Source organism: Segatella copri (genome assembly GCF_019249765.2).
GTDB lineage: Bacteria > Bacteroidota > Bacteroidia > Bacteroidales > Bacteroidaceae > Prevotella > Prevotella copri_K.
Window position 1 is genome coordinate 1490082 of the sequence record NZ_CP152484.1, and the last position, 20444, is coordinate 1510525.

Below are 20444 nucleotides of genomic sequence, written 5' to 3' on the forward strand. Positions count from 1 at the left end.
TTGATATGCAAAGATAATGCAAAACAAATTAAATACAAAATATTTAGCACTTTTTATTTTGAAATGTCTATATTTTATGTTACCTTTGCACACATATAGACAAAAAATAAATGATTAGCAAGAATAAAATAAAGTACATACGTTCGCTCGAACTGAAGAAGAACAGAAATAAAGAAGGAAAGTTCGTGGCAGAAGGTTTCAAGGTGGTAGACGATCTGCTCGCTCTGCAACCTGCCGACCTGATTGTGGCTACCGGCGAATGGCTCCGGGGCAAACACTTCGGGGCTGAAACCGAAGTGATAGAGGTTACTGATGAAGAACTGAAGAAGGTAAGTTTCCTGCAACATCCGCAACAGGTGCTTGCCGTATTCAAACAGGCAACATCAGGAGATTACTCTATTAATACCAGCGAACTGAGTCTGGCGCTCGACGGCGTTCAGGACCCGGGCAACCTAGGCACCATCATCCGCATCGCCGACTGGTTTGGCATCACCCATATCTACTGCAGTCAGGATACTGCCGACGTATATAATCCGAAGGTAGTGCAGGCCACGATGGGCAGCATAGCAAGAGTGAAGGTAGAATACGGAGACCTGCTGGGACTGGTAGAATCACTTCCTGCTGATGTTCCCGTTTACGGCACCCTGCTCGATGGCGACAACATCTATCAGCAAAAACTCGAAAACCGAGGACTTATCGTGATGGGAAACGAAGGAAAAGGCATCTCGCCAGAACTGGCAAAGAAGGTGAACCACAAGTTGCTCATCCCTAACTTTCCGGAAGGTAGAGCTACAGCCGACAGTCTGAATGTGGCTATCGCTACCGCCATTACTTGCTCTGAATTCAGAAGAAACTTTTAAAGGTAAAAGGGTAAAAAAGTAAAAAGGTAAAAAAATAAAAAAGCGATAATTAGAAATTAAAACAAGATAGTTATGGAAGTAAATGAATTATTTAAGCACCGAAGTATAACTTCCTGCATGAGAGCATCATACGATACCATAACAAGTGACTTCAGATCACTCGTAAAACAGACATGGACTACCCATATTCCATTTGCTGTATTGCTGGCTATCGTACTCTATTTCCTCCTCCCCAACAAACCGCTTCACGATTGGGGAGCCGTGAATCCGATGGCTTCGTTCATTCTGCAAACCATCATTTACGGAGCCACTATCATGATGGCTATCGTATCATTCTGGCATCTTCTGCCAAGAAAGCAACTGTGTCCTAAGGGCGAAAAGCGCAAGATAGGAAAATCCCTCCTCCGCATTCTCCGCCACTTCGGAGGTTTCTTTCTGACCAGTTTTCTCGGCATGATTATCGTAGGCATCGCTACCTTTATCGCAGCCCTGCCTTCCATCATCCTCATCATCGCACAGTTCTATTCACAGCTCGGTGCACTTGATGGCGACCCGCTCGGTGTGCCGGGTTATTTCACCCCACTCCTCTTTCTGGTGTTCACCATCACCTTCCTGCTCATCATATACGCCCTGAGCTGGCTCGGCATTTCACTTGCCTATCAATTCGGCTCTTACAAGGTGCAAGACGAAGAGAAGAAGAGAATGAAGGAAAGCCAGAAAATGGCAACTACAGAGATAGAAAAATATTAATCGTATTAACATAATATATAAGAGACATGAAACAGACAAGATTACTCTTCATCGACCGCGATGGAACTCTGATTCAGGAACCAGAGGACGAACAGATTGACAGCTTCGAGAAGCTGGTATTCACCAAGGGCGTGTTCCGCAATCTCGCCTTCATTGCCCAGCACACCGACTACGAACTGGTGATGGTGAGCAACCAGGACGGCTTGGGTACCGACTCCTTCCCGGAAGATACCTTCTGGCCAGTCCACAACTTCATCATCCAGACCCTGGAGAGCGAAGGCATCCACTTTGCCAAGCAGCACATCGACCGCCACTTCCCTGAGGATAACTCACCAATGAGAAAGCCGGGCACAGGCATGCTGACTGAATATATCGACAACCCTGCCTACGATATGGCAAACAGTTATGTAATCGGCGACCGTGAAACCGATGCCCAGCTTGCCGAAAACTTGGGTTGCAAGAGTCTGATTCTCGGAAAAGACGGCATGGACTGGGATAAGATTGCTGAGATTCTCTTTGCCGGCGACCGCATCGCAGAGGTGAAGCGCACCACCAAGGAAACGGATATCTACATCAAGGTAAATCTCGATGGTTCAGGAAAATGCGACATTTCTACCGGTCTTGGTTTCTTCGACCACATGCTGGAACAGATAGGCAAGCACGGCATGATGGACCTCACCATCCACACCAAGGGCGACCTCTATGTGGATGAGCATCATACCATTGAGGATACGGGTATTGCTCTGGGCGAATGCCTGCTGCAGGCTTTAGGCGACAAGCGCGGAATAGAAAGATACGGCTATAGTCTGCCGATGGACGACTGTCTCTGTCAGGTAGCATTGGATTTCGGTGGCCGTCCATGGCTGATTTGGGATGCCGAGTTCCACAGAGAGAAGGTGGGCGAAATGCCTACAGAGATGTTCAAGCATTTCTTCAAGAGTCTGAGTGATGCGGCAAAGATGAACCTCAACATCAAGGCTGAGGGCGAGAACGAGCATCATAAGATAGAAGGCATCTTCAAGGCGCTTGCCCGTTCGCTGAAAATGGCGGTAAAGAGAGACATCTACCACTTCGAGCTTCCTAGCTCTAAGGGAATGCTGTAAGAAAAACAAATAGTTATTATTAGCAGCACGCCCTGTTATTAGCAGCACGCCCTGAAAGGGCAGAAGCTCCTAGCCCAGGGTAACACCCTGGGTATATAATGGGATAAAGAAGTCGCCCTGTAAGGTAGGCTGTTCAAAATCCGAATCAAAATCTGGTATAAAAAAATGGTGTTATATAGGTGTATTTAAGTTACTGATATTTAACACTTTAATATACAAAATAGTTCTTTAAAAATTTGTATAACTCGCTGATTTTTAGTATCTTTGCAAATAAAAACAAATACATAAGATATGAAAAAATCAGTCAAAGATATGGAGCCAAAAGAGCTTCAAAAGTATGCCGAAAAACTAAAGAAGGAAAATAAGTCTCTAAAAAGGGACAAACGTAATCTTGAGAGAAGATTGTCTACCTCTCAGAATAAGTCCAATAAGTATCGTTCTGAACTTAAAAAAAAAGAAAAGCCGAACGTAGGATTGGACAAGGAGACTTACGAACAAATGATGAGTCTATTAGACGACATCATTATTCATCCTTAATGGTTGCTTTGAGTACGGCTTTTTATGCTCGTCTGTCTATAGGTTCACGTCAGATTGTTGAAATATTCAATATCCTGAATGAGTTTATGGACAATATTTTCGGTAAAGTACCAGCTTATACGACAATTGGCTATTGGGCACAAGAGTTAGGGCTTAGTGTCTATAAGGAATCGTGTACCCTTTTCAAGGGTAAGCGTTATGCCTTGATTGTCGATGAAAGCATGATGATTGGCAGTGAGAAGATGCTGCTTACACTTGCTGTTGCGGCAGATAATATAGGAATGGCTATTACTGAAAAAGACATATCCATTGTAGACATATCTATCGCTAAGAGTTGGAATGGAAAAACTATTCAGGAAGTATTGGAGAAAGTCGCAGCTAAAATTGGGCATGAGCCAGAATATGTTATCAGCGACAACGGCTCCAGTATATGTAAGGCCATTAGAGATGCTGGCTATAAACATCACCATGATATTAGTCATACTCTTGGCATGTTTCTTGAAAGAGTTTACAAGAATGATCTTGATTTTCAGGAGCTTTCAAGTAATGTTCAGATGGCACGTCTTAAATATAACATGCAAGATGTTGCTTATATACAACCTCCATCGCAACGAAGTATTGCACGTTTTATGAACATGTCAAAATGGATTGACTGGATAAGCAGGATGCAGTATGTATATCATACATTGCAAGAGGATATAAAGAGCATATATGCCTTTATTCCGCAGAATGCTTCTCTGGTTGATGAATTGGCCGAAACGATGGACTGTATAACGAAGATTGAAAAAGACATAAAAAACAACGGGTGGTCTCAAGTCTCTATTGCCCGTTGCAAAAAACTCGTGACAGAAAGCTTGATGTTGAAGCATGAGCGACAGCGAAAAGTTGGCTCTTATATCTTGGGATATTTAGAACGTGAGCTCTCTCTCTTAAATGAAGGAGATGTACACAATGCAAGTTCTGACCCAATAGAATCAACATTTGGAGTGACTAAGGCTAGAATGTCTAACGACAAACTTACTGGTGTTACCCCAATGATTCTTATAATACCTCTGCGCATAGCCTTGGCTGACAAAAATAGGCGAGTTGGTTTCGAATTTAAAGAACGTTTGGAGAAAGGAAGACATCGTCACATCAAAGAATGGACTAGTACAAACCTCTCTCCTAATTTGACCGTGAAACGCATCAATACCTTAGGGAATAAATGCGTCGGATTTTAAACGGATTTTGAACACCCTACCTGTAAGGGCAAAAGCTTTGTATTTGAGAAGCTTTTGCCCTTACAGGGCGTCTTTCTTGCTTATGCGTAACCCAGGGTGTTACCCTGGGCTAGGAGCTTCTGCCCTTTCAGGGCGTATGGGATGTGGCTTATGACACACCCTCGCCTATTACATCCAAAAACAAGTTTTATCTTGACTAAAACTTTGTCATGAACTCCACAACAATCTTATCCTTTTCTGAAACTTTAGCTATACCACCCTTGCGATAGAAATACTTCTCGTAGTTGATACGGATATCAGAGATGAATGGCTTGGCAAGACTCAGGGTTACACCGCCCGTAACACGATGGCGCTTATAATCATTAATCTTCAAGGCACCGAGTTCGGTATCAGAACCGCCATATCTTGTACCATCACTGTGGTCGCTCATGAAATCATATCTTGCCAAAGGCGAAACCTTCCTGATGAGGCTCTTAGGATTAGCCACCGGAATGTCATAGCATACGAAACCATCGAATGCATGAACATCGTGGAAGGCATCCTTGCTGTAATGCTTGTAAAGATACTCAGCCTCAGCAATGAAACCGCCCTTGTGGAAGGTGATACCGCCATCATACATCGTTACCGTAACATCAGATGGCTTGATCTTCTGGGTACTCAACACCAGATTGACATTCGGAAAGAGGAACTGAGCCTTGGCTGAATAGTTGACACCCTTGGTCCAGTAATCCTTCTGGTTGGTCAAACCCGAACCGTTAAAGATACCGGCATTCACCACGATAGGGAAACCTACATTCCAGGTGTATCCGATTTCGGCACCCACGTCGCGCACGTTACCCACCTGCTTGGCGATGAACGAACGGTTGGCGAAATACTGCTGATGAGGAGAACGGTGAGCGTCAATGGTGAATGGCACACGCTCCTGACCGATAGTGAACTGCAGGGTCTTCCAAGGCTTGATGCGTGTATAGGCATCGAGCATCTTGATCTTACCCTCGTCGCAGAGGTCGATTTCCGCCTTATAGCTTACCTGAGGTGTTACATTGCCAGCCACGTTGATGCGGGCTGTACGCACCTCGAATCGTCCCTCCCCCTCTTCGGTCTGGTACTCATACTTAGAGCGGATGGTTCCACCAATGGTCATGGTCTTGGCGAAATTCTCAATACCCTTCTCAACAGAGCTTTTTCCAAAATTCTGGGCATTCATTCCCATCGACACCATCGTGAGTGCCATCAACAAATACGTTTTCTTCTTCATTTCTTACCTTATTATATATACACGTAAATCTGATTTTCTTTATTCCGAATGAAATCTTTTCCGATGATGCGGAAAGACATCTTCTTCATTTCGACTGCAAAGGTAAGGAGAAGATATTTCTACCGTAAAACATAAGTATTACAAAGCTGTTACATCACTGATTTTCTGCACCTGTAATATCATTGTAATGATGGCTAAAACAGAGGAATAAACCACTTCATCCACAAATAAAATAAAAGATATGTCTATATCTCAAATTTTTATGCTATCTTTGCACGGAAATGTGCGAAGGTAGCATTTTTTTGTTTACCTTTCGCCTCTTCTTGCGTCATACACATAAAAAGAAACAAATGGAAGAAACAGAATTTGAACATATCGCCCAGGAAATGCGCCCCAGGTTGACGGCACATTGTCAACGCTATCTCTCGGCAGGAACCCTTGCCGAAGAAGCCGATGACATCGTGCAGGAAACCCTGGTGAAGCTCTGGAAGATGCGCGAAAGGCTCTCTGAATACCAGAGCATCGAGGCCCTAGGTATGACGATAGCCAGGAATCTCTGCATCGACCATCTGAGACGCAACAAAGCCCAGACGGCATCGCTGGAACAGATGAAGCATCCTGCAGAAATCTGTACGGCAACCGAACGTACCGACCAGACAATCATCGGCGAAGATACGCAAAGGCGACTCAACAAAGCGATGGACAGGCTTCCGGATACGCAGAGAAGAATGCTGCTATTGAGAAGCGAGGGAAAGAGCCTCGATGAGATTGCCGAAATCTGTGGAGCCAACAAGACGAGCACCAAGACGATGATTTCTGCAGCAAGAAGATCATTGTTGAAAATGATGAAGTCATAAAAGGCTGGTGCTCAAATTGAGCTCTATATTAAACTTCAAATTGAATTCTAAAAAAGGAACTCTAAAAATGAAAGAAATGAAGAAACTAGAAGATATAACCTATCGCCACGAGCTGATAGAGTGCTACCTCGATGCTGATACCAGCGTGGAGGAAGAACAGGCATTGGCTGATTTCTATCGCCATTGCGAGAATAAGGATTTAACGGATGAGGATCTCGACATCAGAAACCTGATGCTGGGAATGGAGAACTATACTCCGAATTTCCATCAAACAGAAATGGAAATGATGGAAGAATTGGACGGAAAAGAAGAGATGAAAGAACTGGACAGAAAAGAAGAAGCTGATGGACAGCTGCAAACGAAAGAGATGTCCCTTGCAGCTTCAAAAAAACACGAAACAAGATGGGTACGCCTCTCTGCCATTCTTCTCGCTACGGCGATGCTGGCAGGACTCATCTTCCTGCTCTTCCCTATCAAGGATTATTTCTCATCCTCTTCTGAACAACAACCTGGCCTTGCCAACCTGGTTCCTACAGAGCAGGTGGTTCGCTCGCAGCCATCTTCCGAGGATGAAGACGGGAACCTGAATGCGTACGAAAAGATGGAACGTGCCGACTCCCTCTTCCTGGCTGCAACCCAGGATATCGTGACCCCGCAGGAAATGAAGTCAAGCAAGATGGCCCTTGCCAAAAGAAAGAATATCGCAGAAAGAAGCGAGAAACATGCAGGGAAGACTGCAGAAAATACAGAAGAGACCTCTTCTGAAACAGAAAGAAGCATTCATGAAGATTTCAATCAGATTTATGAAGTAGCCTCTGCCGCCCTGCCTTCTGCCGAGCAGCTTACCATCAACCGCCAAGGCGATAACATCGTTATCTCAACCCTGGACAACGAAGGCAACATGCTGCATTACACCATCAATGTCGCAGAAACACAAGATGGTAGTTATCAACTACTTCCACTGGCACAGTTAAACGAATGATAAAACATTTCACGCTGAATTATAAACATTTCACGCTTATGAAAAAGTATATTTTCACCATTGCATTTGCTCTGCTGGGCATAACCAGCAGTATGGCATCCAAGGCAGATACCCTGCGTATCTACAGCATTGACGGTGAGCGCATTCCAAACTTCACCGGCAAGGAACTCATCGGTAAAACCATCAAGAATTACCAGGTAAACACCAACGTCCTGCCGGCACCCAAAAGAGATGTGATAGAGATTCATATCATCACCACTACCACACCTCCTGCCCCCAAGCCAGCCCCTCACTATCTGATCAAGGGCAGAGAGCAGGAACTGACTAAAGAGGAATTCTACAAGATTTCTCCCAGCAAGATCAGAGCCATCGAGGTCTTGAAAGAGGGCACCAAGGCCATTCTGGAAAGAGGTCTAAAAGACGATGGCAGAAGCTACATCATCGTTACTCTGGAGAAATAACAGACAAGACATATCCCTTTTTCTTCAGCGACTCAATCTTAACGGTCGCATCATGCTGAAGAGCATGGCGAAGATACGTCATCTGCACATTCACAGCCAGGGAGTTGGCATAGCTTACGGTACCCCACACCGCCTCCTGTATCATCTCCTTGCTTACTACATTGCCGATATTCTTCGCCATCAGACGGAGGATGTCGGCTTGTCGGCTGGTGATGAGCACACGAGAGGAACGGGTACGAAGCTCATTGTTGTTATAGCAGAAGGTGGTTTCTCCGAAATGATACACCTCCTCTTCTATCGTCTCACTCTCATTCATGGAGAACCGCTCCTCTATTCTTGCCAGCAACTCTTCCGGATAGAAGGGTTTGGCAAGATAATCGTTTGCCTTTAGGGAGAAACCTTTCAGTCGATCGTTCTTCTCCGTACGGTCAGTGAGAAAGAAGATAAGCACCTTCGGGTCGATGGTTCTGATGCACTCAGCCACCTCATAGCCATCCATCTCCGGCATATTGATGTCGAGCAATACCAGGTCGGGCTTCACTTCCGGGAACTGTTCCCATGCCTTTTTGCCATTGCCGGCATAAGTCACATCGTAGCCATGCTGCTGCAGGAAACTCTTCAGCAACATGGAATACTTCAAGTCATCGTCTGCAAATAATATCTTGATCATTTTTTCTGTTCTTTATAGCGTTAAACCGGATGCATCAGGAGTGCTGCGGGATGACAATCGAAATCCTGGTTCCCTTGCCCACTTCGCTCTGCATCATTTTCCTGCCCCCATGGGCCTTCACAATCATATCCACAAAACTCAAACCCAATCCGATGCCCGGCTGCATCATATCCGGGTAAGCATTGCTGCGATAGAACTTCGTCCAGACTCTCTGCTGTTCATCGGACGAGATGCCGATGCCATTATCTGATACAGAAATCATGACTTCCTCCTTCTCGGTATCTCGGCAGGCAACATGGATATTGACTATGTCGCCAGAATACTTCACCGAGTTTTCCATCAGATTGCTGACCACATTCAGAAGCTGGTCTCTATCTCCCATCATCCGGTCGGAAGTGCGCTGGTAATCGAGCGAAACATTCACCTCCTTCTGCTTATTCTTTCGATAAACTGCCACCAGATTCAGTAAAGCGGCATGGATATCGAAAGAAGTTATCTGGAGTGGGATATGTTCCTCTGCCCTGATTACTTCTCGGAGTTTGGCGAGATAGGCGGTCAGGTTATCGCTCTCCTCTCTTACGGTCTCCATGATAAGGGCATTCTCATCCTTCTCATCAGTCTTTTGAGCAGAGAATACGGATACACACATCTTCAACGTCTGCACGGGGCGCTTCAACTCGTGAATCATCGTATGCACGAAGTCGCTTCGCATCTTATCCACCTTCTTCTGCAGGAGCATCACCTTGATGAGATAAGCTATGCTCAGGAGAAGCATGATGGTAACCAGCAGACTTCCTATCATCTGCCACATCATTCCCTTCAGGATGGGCAGCATCGGCACCTGCATCCTCATCTGCATCGACTGATACTGGATAGGATTGAAAGGCACTTCTACCAGCATTTCGTGATGAAACAAGGTAGGAGGCTCTACGATTCTTGTCTGCCACAGACGATGCTTTCCCGTCTTCATCTCTGCCCCGATGAAATCATTGCCCAGTTTCCTACTGATGAAACGATCAAAATGCGCCTTGTCAAAGCGGGTAAGCTGGTAAGTGATGTAAGTATTCAGGCAATCAAAAGAATTGTTGGAATCCGTCTCACGCAAATCGAAAGTATCTCTCTTCTCCATCACGTTGCCGAATCCCGGCTTGCTATACACCACTCCACCAATGATTGTATCCATATCCAGCGGAGAGCAAATCGTAGTACAGGGACGCTTGAAGTCTGAAAAATATGCCGTAACGACATAACCGATATGTGATTTTTCTTTTACCGCTGCTCCGATATTTGTCTGATAAGTGACTATTGCCTGTTCCGCCTTTTCGGCATTTTTCTTCCCCATCTCTCCCATCGAATAGGTCACGCTATTATAGAGCCAATAGGTCTGCAAGCCTATCAGCAGGAAAGAGGAAAGGATGGCGAGCAGCCAGACTTGTTTGATTCTTCTATTCATATCATTTTTTCTTTTTTCAGTGCAAAGGTACGAAGATTTCATTATATATAATAAGGTGAAGCAAGATTATTTTGCCAGCGTAATGTTTCAGTAATGATTATTTGCGATTTTGAGCCCAAAAAACTGTTCCTTTGCAGACGAAAACAAAAACAAGGAAGAAAATGAAGAAAGAAACAGTTTTATGGGCGATGCTAGCCACCACCACCTGTGCAACTGCACAATACGGGAAATTCCCGACATCCGGAGTTTCCGCAGACTCAATACAGACGGAAAAAGATTCGATCAAAGCTAACCAAGAAGCTGAAATCAAAGCAGACAAGGAAGCCGAGATTCAAGCCGTAACCGTAACAGGTCATCGCCCGATGTACAAGATGAGAAACGATGCCCTGGTTACCCGTGTCCGCAACACTCCTTTGGCAAAGGAGCCAACGCTGGAAGATGTATTGAAGCACATCCCCGGCATGAAACAAACCGTCGATGGAACTCTGGAAGTAAACGGACTGGGAGCACCCACCATCTATCTCAACGACAAGAAGGCTACCTCTGCCGAACTCTCTCATCTCGATGTGAAGCTGATAGATGAAATAGAACTCATTACCTCTCCTGGTGCAAAATATGATGCAACGACGGGAGCCGTACTGAGAATCCTGACAAGAAGAACAGACGAAGGTATATTCGGCAAGATGCAGGTGTATGATAAATTGAGCGAGGTGAACACCAACCACGAGGAATTGACTCTGGGTTGGGTAACGAAGAAAATTTCGCTCACAGGATTTTACGGTTACACAGACAACCGATACAATGTGCATCAGCCACAGGAAGCGCTCGTAAGAGCCAATGATGGCGAATATCTCTTCGGAGCCGACCGCCATGGCAAGAACAAAGCAAATTATAACGCTACGGAACTCAACTTCGACTGGTTAATCTGCAAGCAGCACGAAGTGGGAATACAATGGGAAGGGCTTTGGCTGAATGGCGGTAGAAGCGAGAAACAGCAGCAGTACTATCGCTATCCTAACCCAGCAGGAGAAGATACAAATAGCAAGATGAAGCTTTCTGATGCGGATGGCGAAATGAAGTATTTTGATGCGGAGAGCCAGCAATGGGGACACCAGCGCAGCCACCACTTCAATCTCTTCCATCTGGCTAAATGGTCGAAACATCTCTCGTCACAGATTTATCTGGACTATGCCAGAAACAAGGATTCTGACAGACAGCCTATCACGGAGAAAGAAGGTAGCGAGATGCAGGAAACCCTCAACCGCTCTAATTCCAACTACGATATCTATAGTGGAAGAATCGAAGTCAAGCAACTCATCTCAGACAAACATTCCATCAACTATGGTGGTGAATGGAGCCTGATGGATGGCAAGGGAAAAACCGAAAGTTCTGCCGATAAGCTCGGAACTACGGAATACAAAAACCACGATACCAAGACGGCTGCTTACCTGCAATATCAAGGTGAAGCTGGCAGATGGAGTTGGTGGGCAGGCATCCGATACGAGCATCTCACCTCCCGATACACCAATCTGTCGGAGGAATCTCCCGACAATATGGAGCGCCATTACGACCAATGGTTTCCATCGTTCGGTATCACTCTCAACGAACCATCGTGGCATCACTCGCTCAGTTTCCGAACTACCACCGCCCGACCTTCTTTCAGTCAGCTCAGTGGGAACATCTACTATATCTCGCGCTTTCAATATCAGATCAGCAATCCGAAGCTGCAGCCTGTCAACACCTATCGTCTGACCTACTCGGTACAGTGGAAAGATTTCATGGGAATGCTGAGATATACCCGTATCGACCACTCCATCATGTACGTGCATGAAGTGCCGGAGGACAAGCCCGTAAGATACGTGAGTACATTCATGAACTTCAATAAGATGCAGAAATACATGGCATATCTCAACTGGGGACACGTCTTCGGCTACTGGCGTCCGAATGTCAATGCAAGCATCACTTACCAGCGCTTCTCCGTAAATGATCATGGAGAGCTAATCAGTTACAACGGAGCAACTTGGAATGCATCGTTTGATAATTACTTCACGCTACCAAACGACTATCAGCTGTCGCTCTCCTACAGTTTTGACAACGGAGGACAAGTGGGCAAAACGAAGTTCAGCCCCACTCAGAACTGGAGTCTTGGTGCCAACAAATCGTGGATGGACGGCAGATTACAGGTTGCCTTCAGTGCCAACGACCTCTTCCATCAGCAGTTCTTCAAGGAGCGAACCCACGAGCATGCCGTTGACTTCTCCCAGACTGAGGATTACAAGCTATGGAGCTACAAGTTGACCGTAACCTGGAAATTCAACAAGCGCAAGGGAAGATACAACGGCATGAACAGTGCGGAAGATGAATTGAACCGACTATAGCCGGACAAGACTCTCTTATCTTAATGATCTTTATAATTTCAAGTATCCGGGTTATCCCACTCCCAGCAGTTCTACTTCGAATATCAGGGTAGAACCGCCTGGGATGCCCGGCTGCGAGAACTTGCCGTAGCCCATTTCGGCTGGGATGTAAAGTTCCCACTGGTCGCCCACGTGCATCTGCTGCATGGCAACAATCCAGCCATCAATCAGGTCGCTCAATCGCATGGCGAACGGCGTGCCGCCACGGCTGGAATCAAACTTCTTGCCGTTGATGGTCCAACCGGTGTAATGAGCTGTCACGATGCTGCGTCGGCTAGGCTGTGCTCCCTTCGGGTCGCCCTGCTTCAACACCTTATAATAAATACCACGAGGCAGCGCCATAACGCCCTCCTCCTTTGCCTTTTCCTCCAGCCAACGCTTGTTGGCCTCAACATATTCTCTTTTTGCCATAAATCTATTTGATACTTAATATACTATGATTTTTGCGCAAAGTTACAAAAATCTATCGTGTCTGCAAAAGAAAAAGGAGAACTTTTCTTCTTTTATCAAAGAAAAGCAGTACCTTTGCACCCTAATCAACCAAAAATACGATATGCCACAATCACTACATATTGCAATTATTGGTGGGGGTGCCGCAGGATTCTTTGCGGCGAAGTGCTCGACATTGATGCCATCACCGGCGGCTTCAATCTGCAGGCAGCCTGGACCACGGGGTATGTGGTGGGACAACATATCGGAGAATAGCCTATTCCTCTTTCGAAACAAAGGCTTTCACGATGCGGGTGTATTCCTCGTGATGGTCGCGATATGCCATAGCATGAACGGAGCCTTTAGCGATGAAGATGACTTTTCTGCCTTTCGTCTTTGCCTCGTAAAGGGGATGAAGCATGGCGTAGGGCACGAAGGCATCCTTGTCGCCATGGATAAAGAGCATCGGTTTGGTGCTCTTGCGAACCTGCTCTATCTGCTGAGCCTCGGCAAACGACCAGCCGTAGCGATACTGGCAAAGGGCGGAAGTAGTATTCATCAGCGGGAAGGAAGGCAAGCCAAACTGGTCTTTGAGCTGAGCAGCAAACTCATCCCATACGCTGGTATAGCCGCAGTCCTCCACAAAGCACTTCACGTAATCGGGAGTCTTCTCTCCCGAAACTGCCATCGTGGTTGCCGCACCCATCGAAATACCGTGAATCACCTGACGGGTATTCTTCACTTTTCGTTCTTCACCCTTCACTTTAAAAATCTCATTGGCGATTTCCGACCATTTGATCACATCCCATCTATCCTTCCATCCCATCTGGATATGGTCGCCCTCACTCTCTCCATGTCCATACAGATCTGGCAGGAGTACATTATACCCCATATCGTGATTATAGAGATAGGCGATGTGCAGCATTCCCTCGGAGCGCACCTGATAGCCATGCACCACCACGGCTGTCTTTTCCGTAGTCTTCGGTGCATAGAGATAGATGGCATGTGCCTTGTAGCCCGATGGCATCGTGACAAAGGTATCCTTCACGCAATGGTGCTGATACACAGAGTCCATCCAGCCAATCATCCAGGGGCACTCGTTCTTCATTCTGTTCTTCCAATGCTCAGCCGTCATTCTCTCCTCCTTCGGATAGTTGAGCGAATAATTGAGCATATAGTTGCTGGCACCATACAGTCCCAGCATCACGAGCACCACCAGGCCCAGAGCCGAAGCGATGCCTATCTTTCTCATCTTTTTCTGTTTCATCTTCATTCTTATTGCCATTACATATATCTATTATAAAGTTTCCGCTGCAAAATTAAGGAAAAAGATGGAAATGGCAAAGAAACGGAGGGAAAAATCCTGTTAAATTGAAGCATAAAGCTGCATTTCCTGACTTTGACAAAATGTGTACCTATAAAATAACATATCCTAATTTTCAGGCATTTAGCAAAAATAATCTCTGTAAATGGGTGACGCAACGACTATTTTTTGTATCTTTGCACCATGTTTGTACGTAAGAAGAAGCACCGCAGTGGGCATATCGGAGTGCTTGTGGTGGACAAGAGCAATGGCAAGTTCCGTGAAATCAAGAGTTTCGGTGTTGCGAAGACAGATGCCGAAGCGGATGCTCTGTGCCTAGAAGCGAACAAATGGATAAGAACTTATGGTGGACAGCAAGAGATTAACTTCACAGAACCAGACATCAAGCAAAACGAAGAGGAAGAGACAGAACGAGTACTGTCTAACATAGACTCCCTGCTTCTAAATGGACACCAAATTATCCTAAACCAAGTATATGACAGCATAGGTTTCAACCAAATTCAAGATTCCATACTTCGCCATTTGGTTATCGCTCGCATCTCTCAACCCATGAGCAAACACGCAACAGTAGATTACCTGAAGTCATACTTTGATGAAGATGTCGAGTTGTATAAGCTTTATCGCTACATGGACAAGTTGTACTATACCCAAAAAGAAGAGGTACAACGCATCAGTGTAGAGCACACCAAGCGCATACTCGGTGGACATGTAGGTCTGATGTTCTATGATGTGACCACACTGTATTTTGAGACCAGTAGAACAGATGTGCTGCGAGAGTCTGGTTTTTCAAAGGATGGCAAGACATCAGAGTCGCAGATAGTGCTAGGCCTCTTGGTCAGCCGTGATGGCTATCCTCTGTCGTATTGTATTTTCAATGGAAGCCAATACGAGGGATACACCATGCTACCTATCATAGATGATTTCATACAACGCTTCTTTCTGGACGATTTTGTAGTGGTGGCTGATGCAGGGCTCATGAGTAAGCGCAATGTAAAGTTACTGGAGGATGCAGGATACAAATATATAATAGGTGCTCGTATTCATACAGAGTCTGAGCAGATAAAAGAATGGATCTTGCAGCAAGACAAGATGCCTGGAAAATTTCACGAATACAGATATGGTGACAATGCAAGATTGATCCTCGGCTATTCCGAAGAACGAGCAAAGAAGGATGCACATAATCGTGATAAGGGAGTGGCAAGGCTCAAGAAGGCATATGCAAATGGAAAAATCACAAAAGCCTCCGTAAATAAGCGTGGCTATAATAAATTCTTGGAAATCAGCAAAGACATAGATGTAGTTATCAGCGAAGACAAAATCAAGGAAGATTCACAGTGGGATGGCTTGAAAGGTTATATAACCAATACTTCCATCACACCAAAGGAAGTTGTCGAACAATACCACGGTCTATGGGTCGTGGAACGAGCCTTTCGTGTAACCAAAGGGAACTTGGAGGCACGCCCCATCTTTCATTTCACAGAGAAAAGAATAGAGGCACATATCTGCATATGCTTCATTGCATACAAGGTGTATAAAGAACTGGAGCGTATCTTAAAAATTGCCAAGATAAACAAAAGTGTAGATTCAGTTTTGAAAATTGCTAAGACCATAGCTACTATCAGAATCAACATGCCGAATAATGGGAAGGTCAGGCAAGAAACATTGCTGCTGACTCCTGCCCAACACTCTATCAAGCCCTTGTTTGATGTTCAAAAGATACTAGACGGGGGCAAAAGTGACGATTCTGCCCCCGAAAAATAGAAAAATCCAAGATGGGTGACGCATAGTCAAAGTCAGGAAACGGAGGGAAAAATCCTGTTAAATTGAAGCATAAAGCTGCATTTATAAGGGTATATGAACTACGACAAACAATCGATAAGCATATCCCGGAATGGATAGAGTTTAAACAGTTACAATCTATCCATTTCCTTTTTCCCTGCCCCTTTACCTTTATATTTTGTTTTAACTGTATTAAACTTATATCTTACGATACATTCCACTGCCCTTACAGACGCAGCCTTTTCAAGATAGACATCATTCATTCCGCTGAAAATGGTAAAAGTATTTTTGCGGGCAGTATTAAAGATGTCATTTGCAGACAACTTGACATTCCATTTTTCAGATAAGTCCTTAGCCAAAGAAAGATTTATCTGTCCAACACTCCCCATCTTAATATTCTCACTATTTCCCTCACTACGCCAACTGTAATTTACTGTCGCCATATAGTTGTTATGGAATTTGAAAATATTATTGAACTTAACTACAACCAAAGGATTGTCCACGTGTTTTATATTTCCTCTGTAATCAATCTTGTAAAATTGCGAGACAACACCACATGCCAATACAGGATAATAGCATTTCCAAAGGAATCCGGGCATAAAAGAAGCCATTATCTGTAAGTTAGACAGACTGTTTCTAGAATTTTCCTTTTTGAGCAAAGCAATAGTCTTCGCATCATCATAATATGTATATGATGTTATTATTTGGTTTTGCACCTTTTTATAATTAGCAGTTAATGCCAGCCAGCGATACCTCAAATTTAAAGAGATGTTGTCGCTATAGGATGGTTGCAAATACGGATTTCCACTTTGATAGAGATATTTGTTAACATAGTGAACCGTGTTGCTCAACTGAGAGTACAATGGACGATAGCACTGCTTAGAATAGCTCAGCTGCACCATAGTTTTTCCAATGGGCAGAGACAATGAAGCAGTCGGGAAAAACTTATCATAAACATGTGACTGTTCGTGATTTTTTCTGCCACCTATAAAATATTCACTGTTCACATGCTCATACCTGCCACCGATACGGAATGTTACATTGCCTAGATGCTGCATTGTTTCAACGTAATATGCCATATTCAGCTCCTGTATTTTATTGTTCTCGCCTGCCATAATGCTATTTTCACTTTCTGAATTTTCCTCACGGCTACTATTGGTGAAATCTACTCCAAAGCTAAAATTACCTTTAAGAAATGGGTGTGACGCATATAATTCCGTTGCCATTAACCTAGCATGCCCAACATCTTTTATTCCGAAATTCTGATTGATGCCGGTTTGCTCTATAACGTTTTGATTTTCATGTGTTTTTTTCCACATTAAATCAAAAGTCATTTCCAAATTCCATTTTCCCCAAGCCCCATGGCAATATCCATCTAACAAATGTTCCAAATCTCTTAATTTGATATCCTTGTATGCAGAAGTCTCACTTTCAATTACATCATCAGAATACAATGATGACATAATGCTCGAATTGGTCTTTGTTGGAGCATAAGATACTTGGTAAAATGCGCCAAATGAGAGTTTTGGAGATGAGGAAAAATCAAATCCCCATTTACCATCAATCAACTTTGAGTGCTGTGTCGATTTCATAGTCGTATTCTGCTGATGATGTGACGAGAGCCATGAATTCTGAACATTTTTGCTAGAGTTCGTATCCTTACCTTTCTCAAATCCCAACGTTCCAAAAACATCCAAATTGTCAATTCTATAGTTCAAGTCCAAATTGTCTTTGCCATACAGATAATTACGATAACCAATAGTCGCGATGTTATCAAAGGAGAAACCATCCCCAACCTTTTTAATGGTTGTTATCTTTATGATGGAACCTACGGTTGAAGCATAACGTGAACTTGGATTCGTTATAACTGTTATCTTATCTATTTGGTTAGCCTTCAATTGCTCAACTTCTATATTATTGCGGACAATATGTCCATTGATATAGAAGACTGGTTTTCCCTTGCCAAAAACTTCAATGGAACCATTATTATTCAGTACACCAGGCAACATACCCATAACGTCTTTTGCAAAACCAAGTTTTTCCAAAACGGTACCTTTGACTTCTGTCACAAAGCCTTCGCTGTTCAACTTTGCCAAAGGACGGGTGGCTCTAACAACAACCTCCCTTAATTGCAGAGTATCCTTTCCAAAATTTTGGTTAGCGATACCAGTCTGAGCTAAACAGATTTGAGCTAAAATCAAATGAAATATAATACCAACAAATCTTTTTACCTTAAAATCTAACATTTTCATCCGTTCCTATATCTTTTGTTTTATAAAACTCTACTCCACTCTTAACAAAGAGCTGTTTATGTTCTTATTAACATCCTTCTCTACTTTTTGGGTTTTCCTGCCAAAGTCGAAGGAGTAAGCAACCTTGATGCTGGCATATTGCGAAGCCGTCTGGTCTTTGATGCTCTTACTGTAGCTGTAGATAGGCAAATCCAACCAATATCGCTTCTCCTGCTTTTTGAAAGGCGATGCTGCCTGAAGTTCTACATAGAGATTGCCCCTGCTGTAAGAACCCGACATTCCATAGTCGACAGGAGTCTTGCTTATCACCAAAGCAGCTTCATCTAAAGACTTCTTGCCAAAATGCAGGTAAGGCTTCAAGGCAAAATCACCCATGAACATATTCAACCCAAGATTACCCGTCAAATTGTTGTTATGCTTCGACCAGGTAGTCTTCACCTCCGCATGGTTATATCTGATATCTCCCGACAGATTGGCAAACTTACACAATTTGTACTGCAAGGCGAGGATAGCAGAATAATATTGAGCATTTCCACCATTCGAGTAAGTCTTCACTATTTTCCCGTTTGCCTCATCCAGGTAATAATCATCAGTTACAGGATGATGATTGTAACGGAATTGTCCGATGGCAGAAACACTCAACCTGTTGAAACGCCCCATATAATACAAATAGGTGTTGATGTCATGCGATTTCTTCAGTTCGGGCATTCCCTTTTCCATCATGTGGGAATTGACCTGAATCATAGCCCGGTTGATGACATCCATACCATGATTGGAGTTCACAAAGCTGAATGACCACAAGAGCATTCCCTTATTCAGCTGGTATTGCACATTCGTATTGATGCGAGGAGACAGCTGGCTAAAACTGTTGTCTCCGTGCAGATGATATTGAAGCCAATCCAATCCGATGCGGGTTTTCAGGCTCAAGCGCCTGCTAGCCTGGAAATTATAGGAGAAGAAAGCCAACGACTCCCCTTTCCACAGATGCTGCCAAAGTTCGCAATTGCCGGAATAATCGGCATTCCAGACATCGTGGTAATGAAACAGTTCCACAGATAAGGAATGCTTTTGAGAGAAATAATTATAGATGGCAGACAGCTGGAACGACAGCGCTTTCTCGTCTTCATCGGTCATTGCCTCGAAAGGCTGTTCCTGATAAAGACGATGATAGGAGTTGGCAGAATACTTGCCATGTACTCCCAAGGTAAGCGTCTGATTCTTGCTTAATGGCAAGTTGGCGTTCAGATCAATCTTAGGAGACAGACTCTTCTTCCGGATATTTGAGAAGATGTCCGTCTCTGTGCTTTCCCTCGCAAAACCAGAAGATGCATTTCTTGGAGTAGAGAGGTTGACGAGCGTAAACTTACCCACCCAATATCTCTTTCCCTTCTGGTTCTGATAGCGGAACTGCATATATTCCTGATGATTCCGGTAAGAATTCTTACTATAGCTCTCCCTATCAAATAGGGATTGCGGAAACAGATAGTTCTCATTGTTCCAGGTCTCAGTACCATCTACATGACTATAGTTTGCACCAGCAAATACAGTATAGGAATTGTTACCTTTTACATAATTGGTGGCAACGTTATAGTCGCCATGGTCATATCCTATTGTCTGCAGTCCGTCAGCCTGCACATATCCTCCATATCGGTATTGTTTGGTGATGAAGTTGACGACAAGCTTATCCTTGGCGTATTTTCCCGATGGAGCATCATGATATTCTATCTTCTCGATGTCACGAGGTCGGAGCATCTGTATTTCCCGGATGTCGCATTCCTGCCCATTCAGATACAAGGTGGCTTGCAGTCCCATCACATCCACCTGATTCGACTTCGCGTCGATGATGAGTCCTGGGATATTCAGGTTTTCCAACACCTCGAATCCATTAACCGCATGTTTTCGTTGCTGGCTGTTGGGATAGATGACGAGATGATCACCCACACGACTGATATTGGAGGCTGATACCACCACATCATCCAAAGCTTTAGTAGAGACTATAGAGTCCTTCCCAGTGTTCTGAGCGAACACGGGTACAGCAGCCATCAGCAGTCCAAAAGAGCAAAAAACCGTCTTCATTCTTACAATATGTTTT

Annotated in this window: 17 protein-coding genes; 10 read left to right on the forward strand and 7 right to left on the reverse strand. The window is 44.3% G+C overall.

Annotation, left to right across the window (positions count from 1 at the left end; all coding sequences use genetic code 11):
• The first annotated feature begins 110 nt into the window (after positions 1-110).
• The 5 genes from KUA46_RS06755 (at position 111) to KUA46_RS06775 (ending at position 4470) form a co-directional block, all read left to right on the forward strand.
• On the forward strand, positions 111-860 hold the full coding sequence (locus KUA46_RS06755; RefSeq protein WP_119237105.1) for an RNA methyltransferase: 750 nt from the start codon (positions 111-113) through the stop codon (positions 858-860).
• A gap of 72 nt (positions 861-932) precedes the next feature.
• The gene (locus KUA46_RS06760; protein WP_218487160.1) at positions 933-1610 is read left to right on the forward strand and encodes a hypothetical protein; all 678 of its coding nucleotides are present in this window, start codon (positions 933-935) and stop codon (positions 1608-1610) included.
• 26 nt (positions 1611-1636) lie between these two features.
• Positions 1637-2713 (forward strand): bifunctional histidinol-phosphatase/imidazoleglycerol-phosphate dehydratase HisB, encoded by a 1077-nt coding sequence (gene hisB / locus KUA46_RS06765; RefSeq protein ID WP_006849292.1) that lies wholly within the window; start codon positions 1637-1639, stop codon positions 2711-2713.
• Between the two features lie 291 nt (positions 2714-3004).
• Positions 3005-3250: a hypothetical protein gene (locus tag KUA46_RS06770; protein WP_218487983.1), complete on the forward strand. Its 246-nt coding sequence runs from the start codon at positions 3005-3007 to the stop codon at positions 3248-3250.
• Positions 3250-4470: a hypothetical protein gene (locus tag KUA46_RS06775; RefSeq protein ID WP_434725800.1), complete on the forward strand. Its 1221-nt coding sequence runs from the start codon at positions 3250-3252 to the stop codon at positions 4468-4470. The genes KUA46_RS06770 and KUA46_RS06775 overlap by 1 nt, the downstream gene beginning before the upstream one ends.
• A gap of 196 nt (positions 4471-4666) precedes the next feature.
• Here KUA46_RS06775 and KUA46_RS06780 read toward each other — a convergent pair whose 3' ends face one another.
• Positions 4667-5728 (reverse strand): porin, encoded by a 1062-nt coding sequence (locus KUA46_RS06780; RefSeq protein WP_218487932.1) that lies wholly within the window; start codon positions 5726-5728, stop codon positions 4667-4669.
• A 350-nt stretch (positions 5729-6078) separates the two neighbouring features.
• Here KUA46_RS06780 and KUA46_RS06785 point away from each other — a divergent pair, with 350 nt between their 5' ends.
• The 3 genes from KUA46_RS06785 to KUA46_RS06795 all read left to right on the forward strand — a co-directional run bounded on the left by KUA46_RS06785 (position 6079) and on the right by KUA46_RS06795 (position 8028).
• The gene (locus KUA46_RS06785; RefSeq protein ID WP_117662028.1) at positions 6079-6585 is read left to right on the forward strand and encodes an RNA polymerase sigma factor; all 507 of its coding nucleotides are present in this window, start codon (positions 6079-6081) and stop codon (positions 6583-6585) included.
• Positions 6586-6661: 76 nt separating this feature from the next.
• A complete protein-coding gene (locus KUA46_RS06790; RefSeq protein WP_218487933.1) occupies positions 6662-7567 on the forward strand; it encodes a hypothetical protein in 906 nt (301 codons plus the stop codon).
• Positions 7568-7605: 38 nt separating this feature from the next.
• Positions 7606-8028 carry a hypothetical protein gene (locus KUA46_RS06795; RefSeq protein ID WP_218487934.1) on the forward strand — a complete coding sequence of 141 codons (423 nt, stop codon included), beginning with the start codon at positions 7606-7608 and terminating at the stop codon, positions 8026-8028.
• Here KUA46_RS06795 and KUA46_RS06800 read toward each other — a convergent pair.
• On the reverse strand, positions 8012-8698 hold the full coding sequence (locus KUA46_RS06800) for a response regulator transcription factor (protein WP_218487935.1): 687 nt from the start codon (positions 8696-8698) through the stop codon (positions 8012-8014). The two genes, KUA46_RS06795 and KUA46_RS06800, sit on opposite strands and share 17 nt — an antisense overlap.
• Positions 8699-8732: 34 nt before the next feature.
• Positions 8733-10151 (reverse strand): sensor histidine kinase, encoded by a 1419-nt coding sequence (locus tag KUA46_RS06805; protein ID WP_218487936.1) that lies wholly within the window; start codon positions 10149-10151, stop codon positions 8733-8735.
• Positions 10152-10312: 161 nt separating this feature from the next.
• Here KUA46_RS06805 and KUA46_RS06810 point away from each other — a divergent pair, with 161 nt between their 5' ends.
• On the forward strand, positions 10313-12529 hold the full coding sequence (locus KUA46_RS06810; protein ID WP_218487937.1) for an outer membrane beta-barrel protein: 2217 nt from the start codon (positions 10313-10315) through the stop codon (positions 12527-12529).
• Between the two features lie 51 nt (positions 12530-12580).
• Here KUA46_RS06810 and KUA46_RS06815 read toward each other — a convergent pair whose 3' ends face one another.
• Both KUA46_RS06815 and KUA46_RS06820 read right to left on the reverse strand, forming a co-directional pair.
• Positions 12581-12979, reverse strand: a complete 399-nt coding sequence (locus KUA46_RS06815; RefSeq protein WP_022121977.1) for an FKBP-type peptidyl-prolyl cis-trans isomerase — start codon at positions 12977-12979, stop codon at positions 12581-12583.
• A 295-nt stretch (positions 12980-13274) separates the two neighbouring features.
• Positions 13275-14264 carry an alpha/beta hydrolase gene (locus KUA46_RS06820; RefSeq protein ID WP_256625111.1) on the reverse strand — a complete coding sequence of 330 codons (990 nt, stop codon included), beginning with the start codon at positions 14262-14264 and terminating at the stop codon, positions 13275-13277.
• A 240-nt stretch (positions 14265-14504) separates the two neighbouring features.
• Between KUA46_RS06820 and KUA46_RS06825 the strand changes: the two genes are divergently transcribed.
• Positions 14505-16082, forward strand: a complete 1578-nt coding sequence (locus KUA46_RS06825) for an IS1634 family transposase (RefSeq protein WP_218487981.1) — start codon at positions 14505-14507, stop codon at positions 16080-16082.
• 149 nt (positions 16083-16231) lie between these two features.
• On the opposite strand, the gene KUA46_RS06830 is transcribed toward KUA46_RS06825, so the two are convergent.
• Together KUA46_RS06830 and KUA46_RS06835 are read right to left on the reverse strand one after the other, a co-directional pair.
• Positions 16232-18346, reverse strand: coding sequence for a TonB-dependent receptor domain-containing protein (locus KUA46_RS06830; protein WP_218487610.1), 2115 nt, complete (start codon positions 18344-18346; stop codon positions 16232-16234).
• 36 nt (positions 18347-18382) lie between these two features.
• The gene (locus KUA46_RS06835) at positions 18383-20428 is read right to left on the reverse strand and encodes a hypothetical protein (RefSeq protein ID WP_218487609.1); all 2046 of its coding nucleotides are present in this window, start codon (positions 20426-20428) and stop codon (positions 18383-18385) included.
• Positions 20429-20444: the final 16 nt, after the last annotated feature.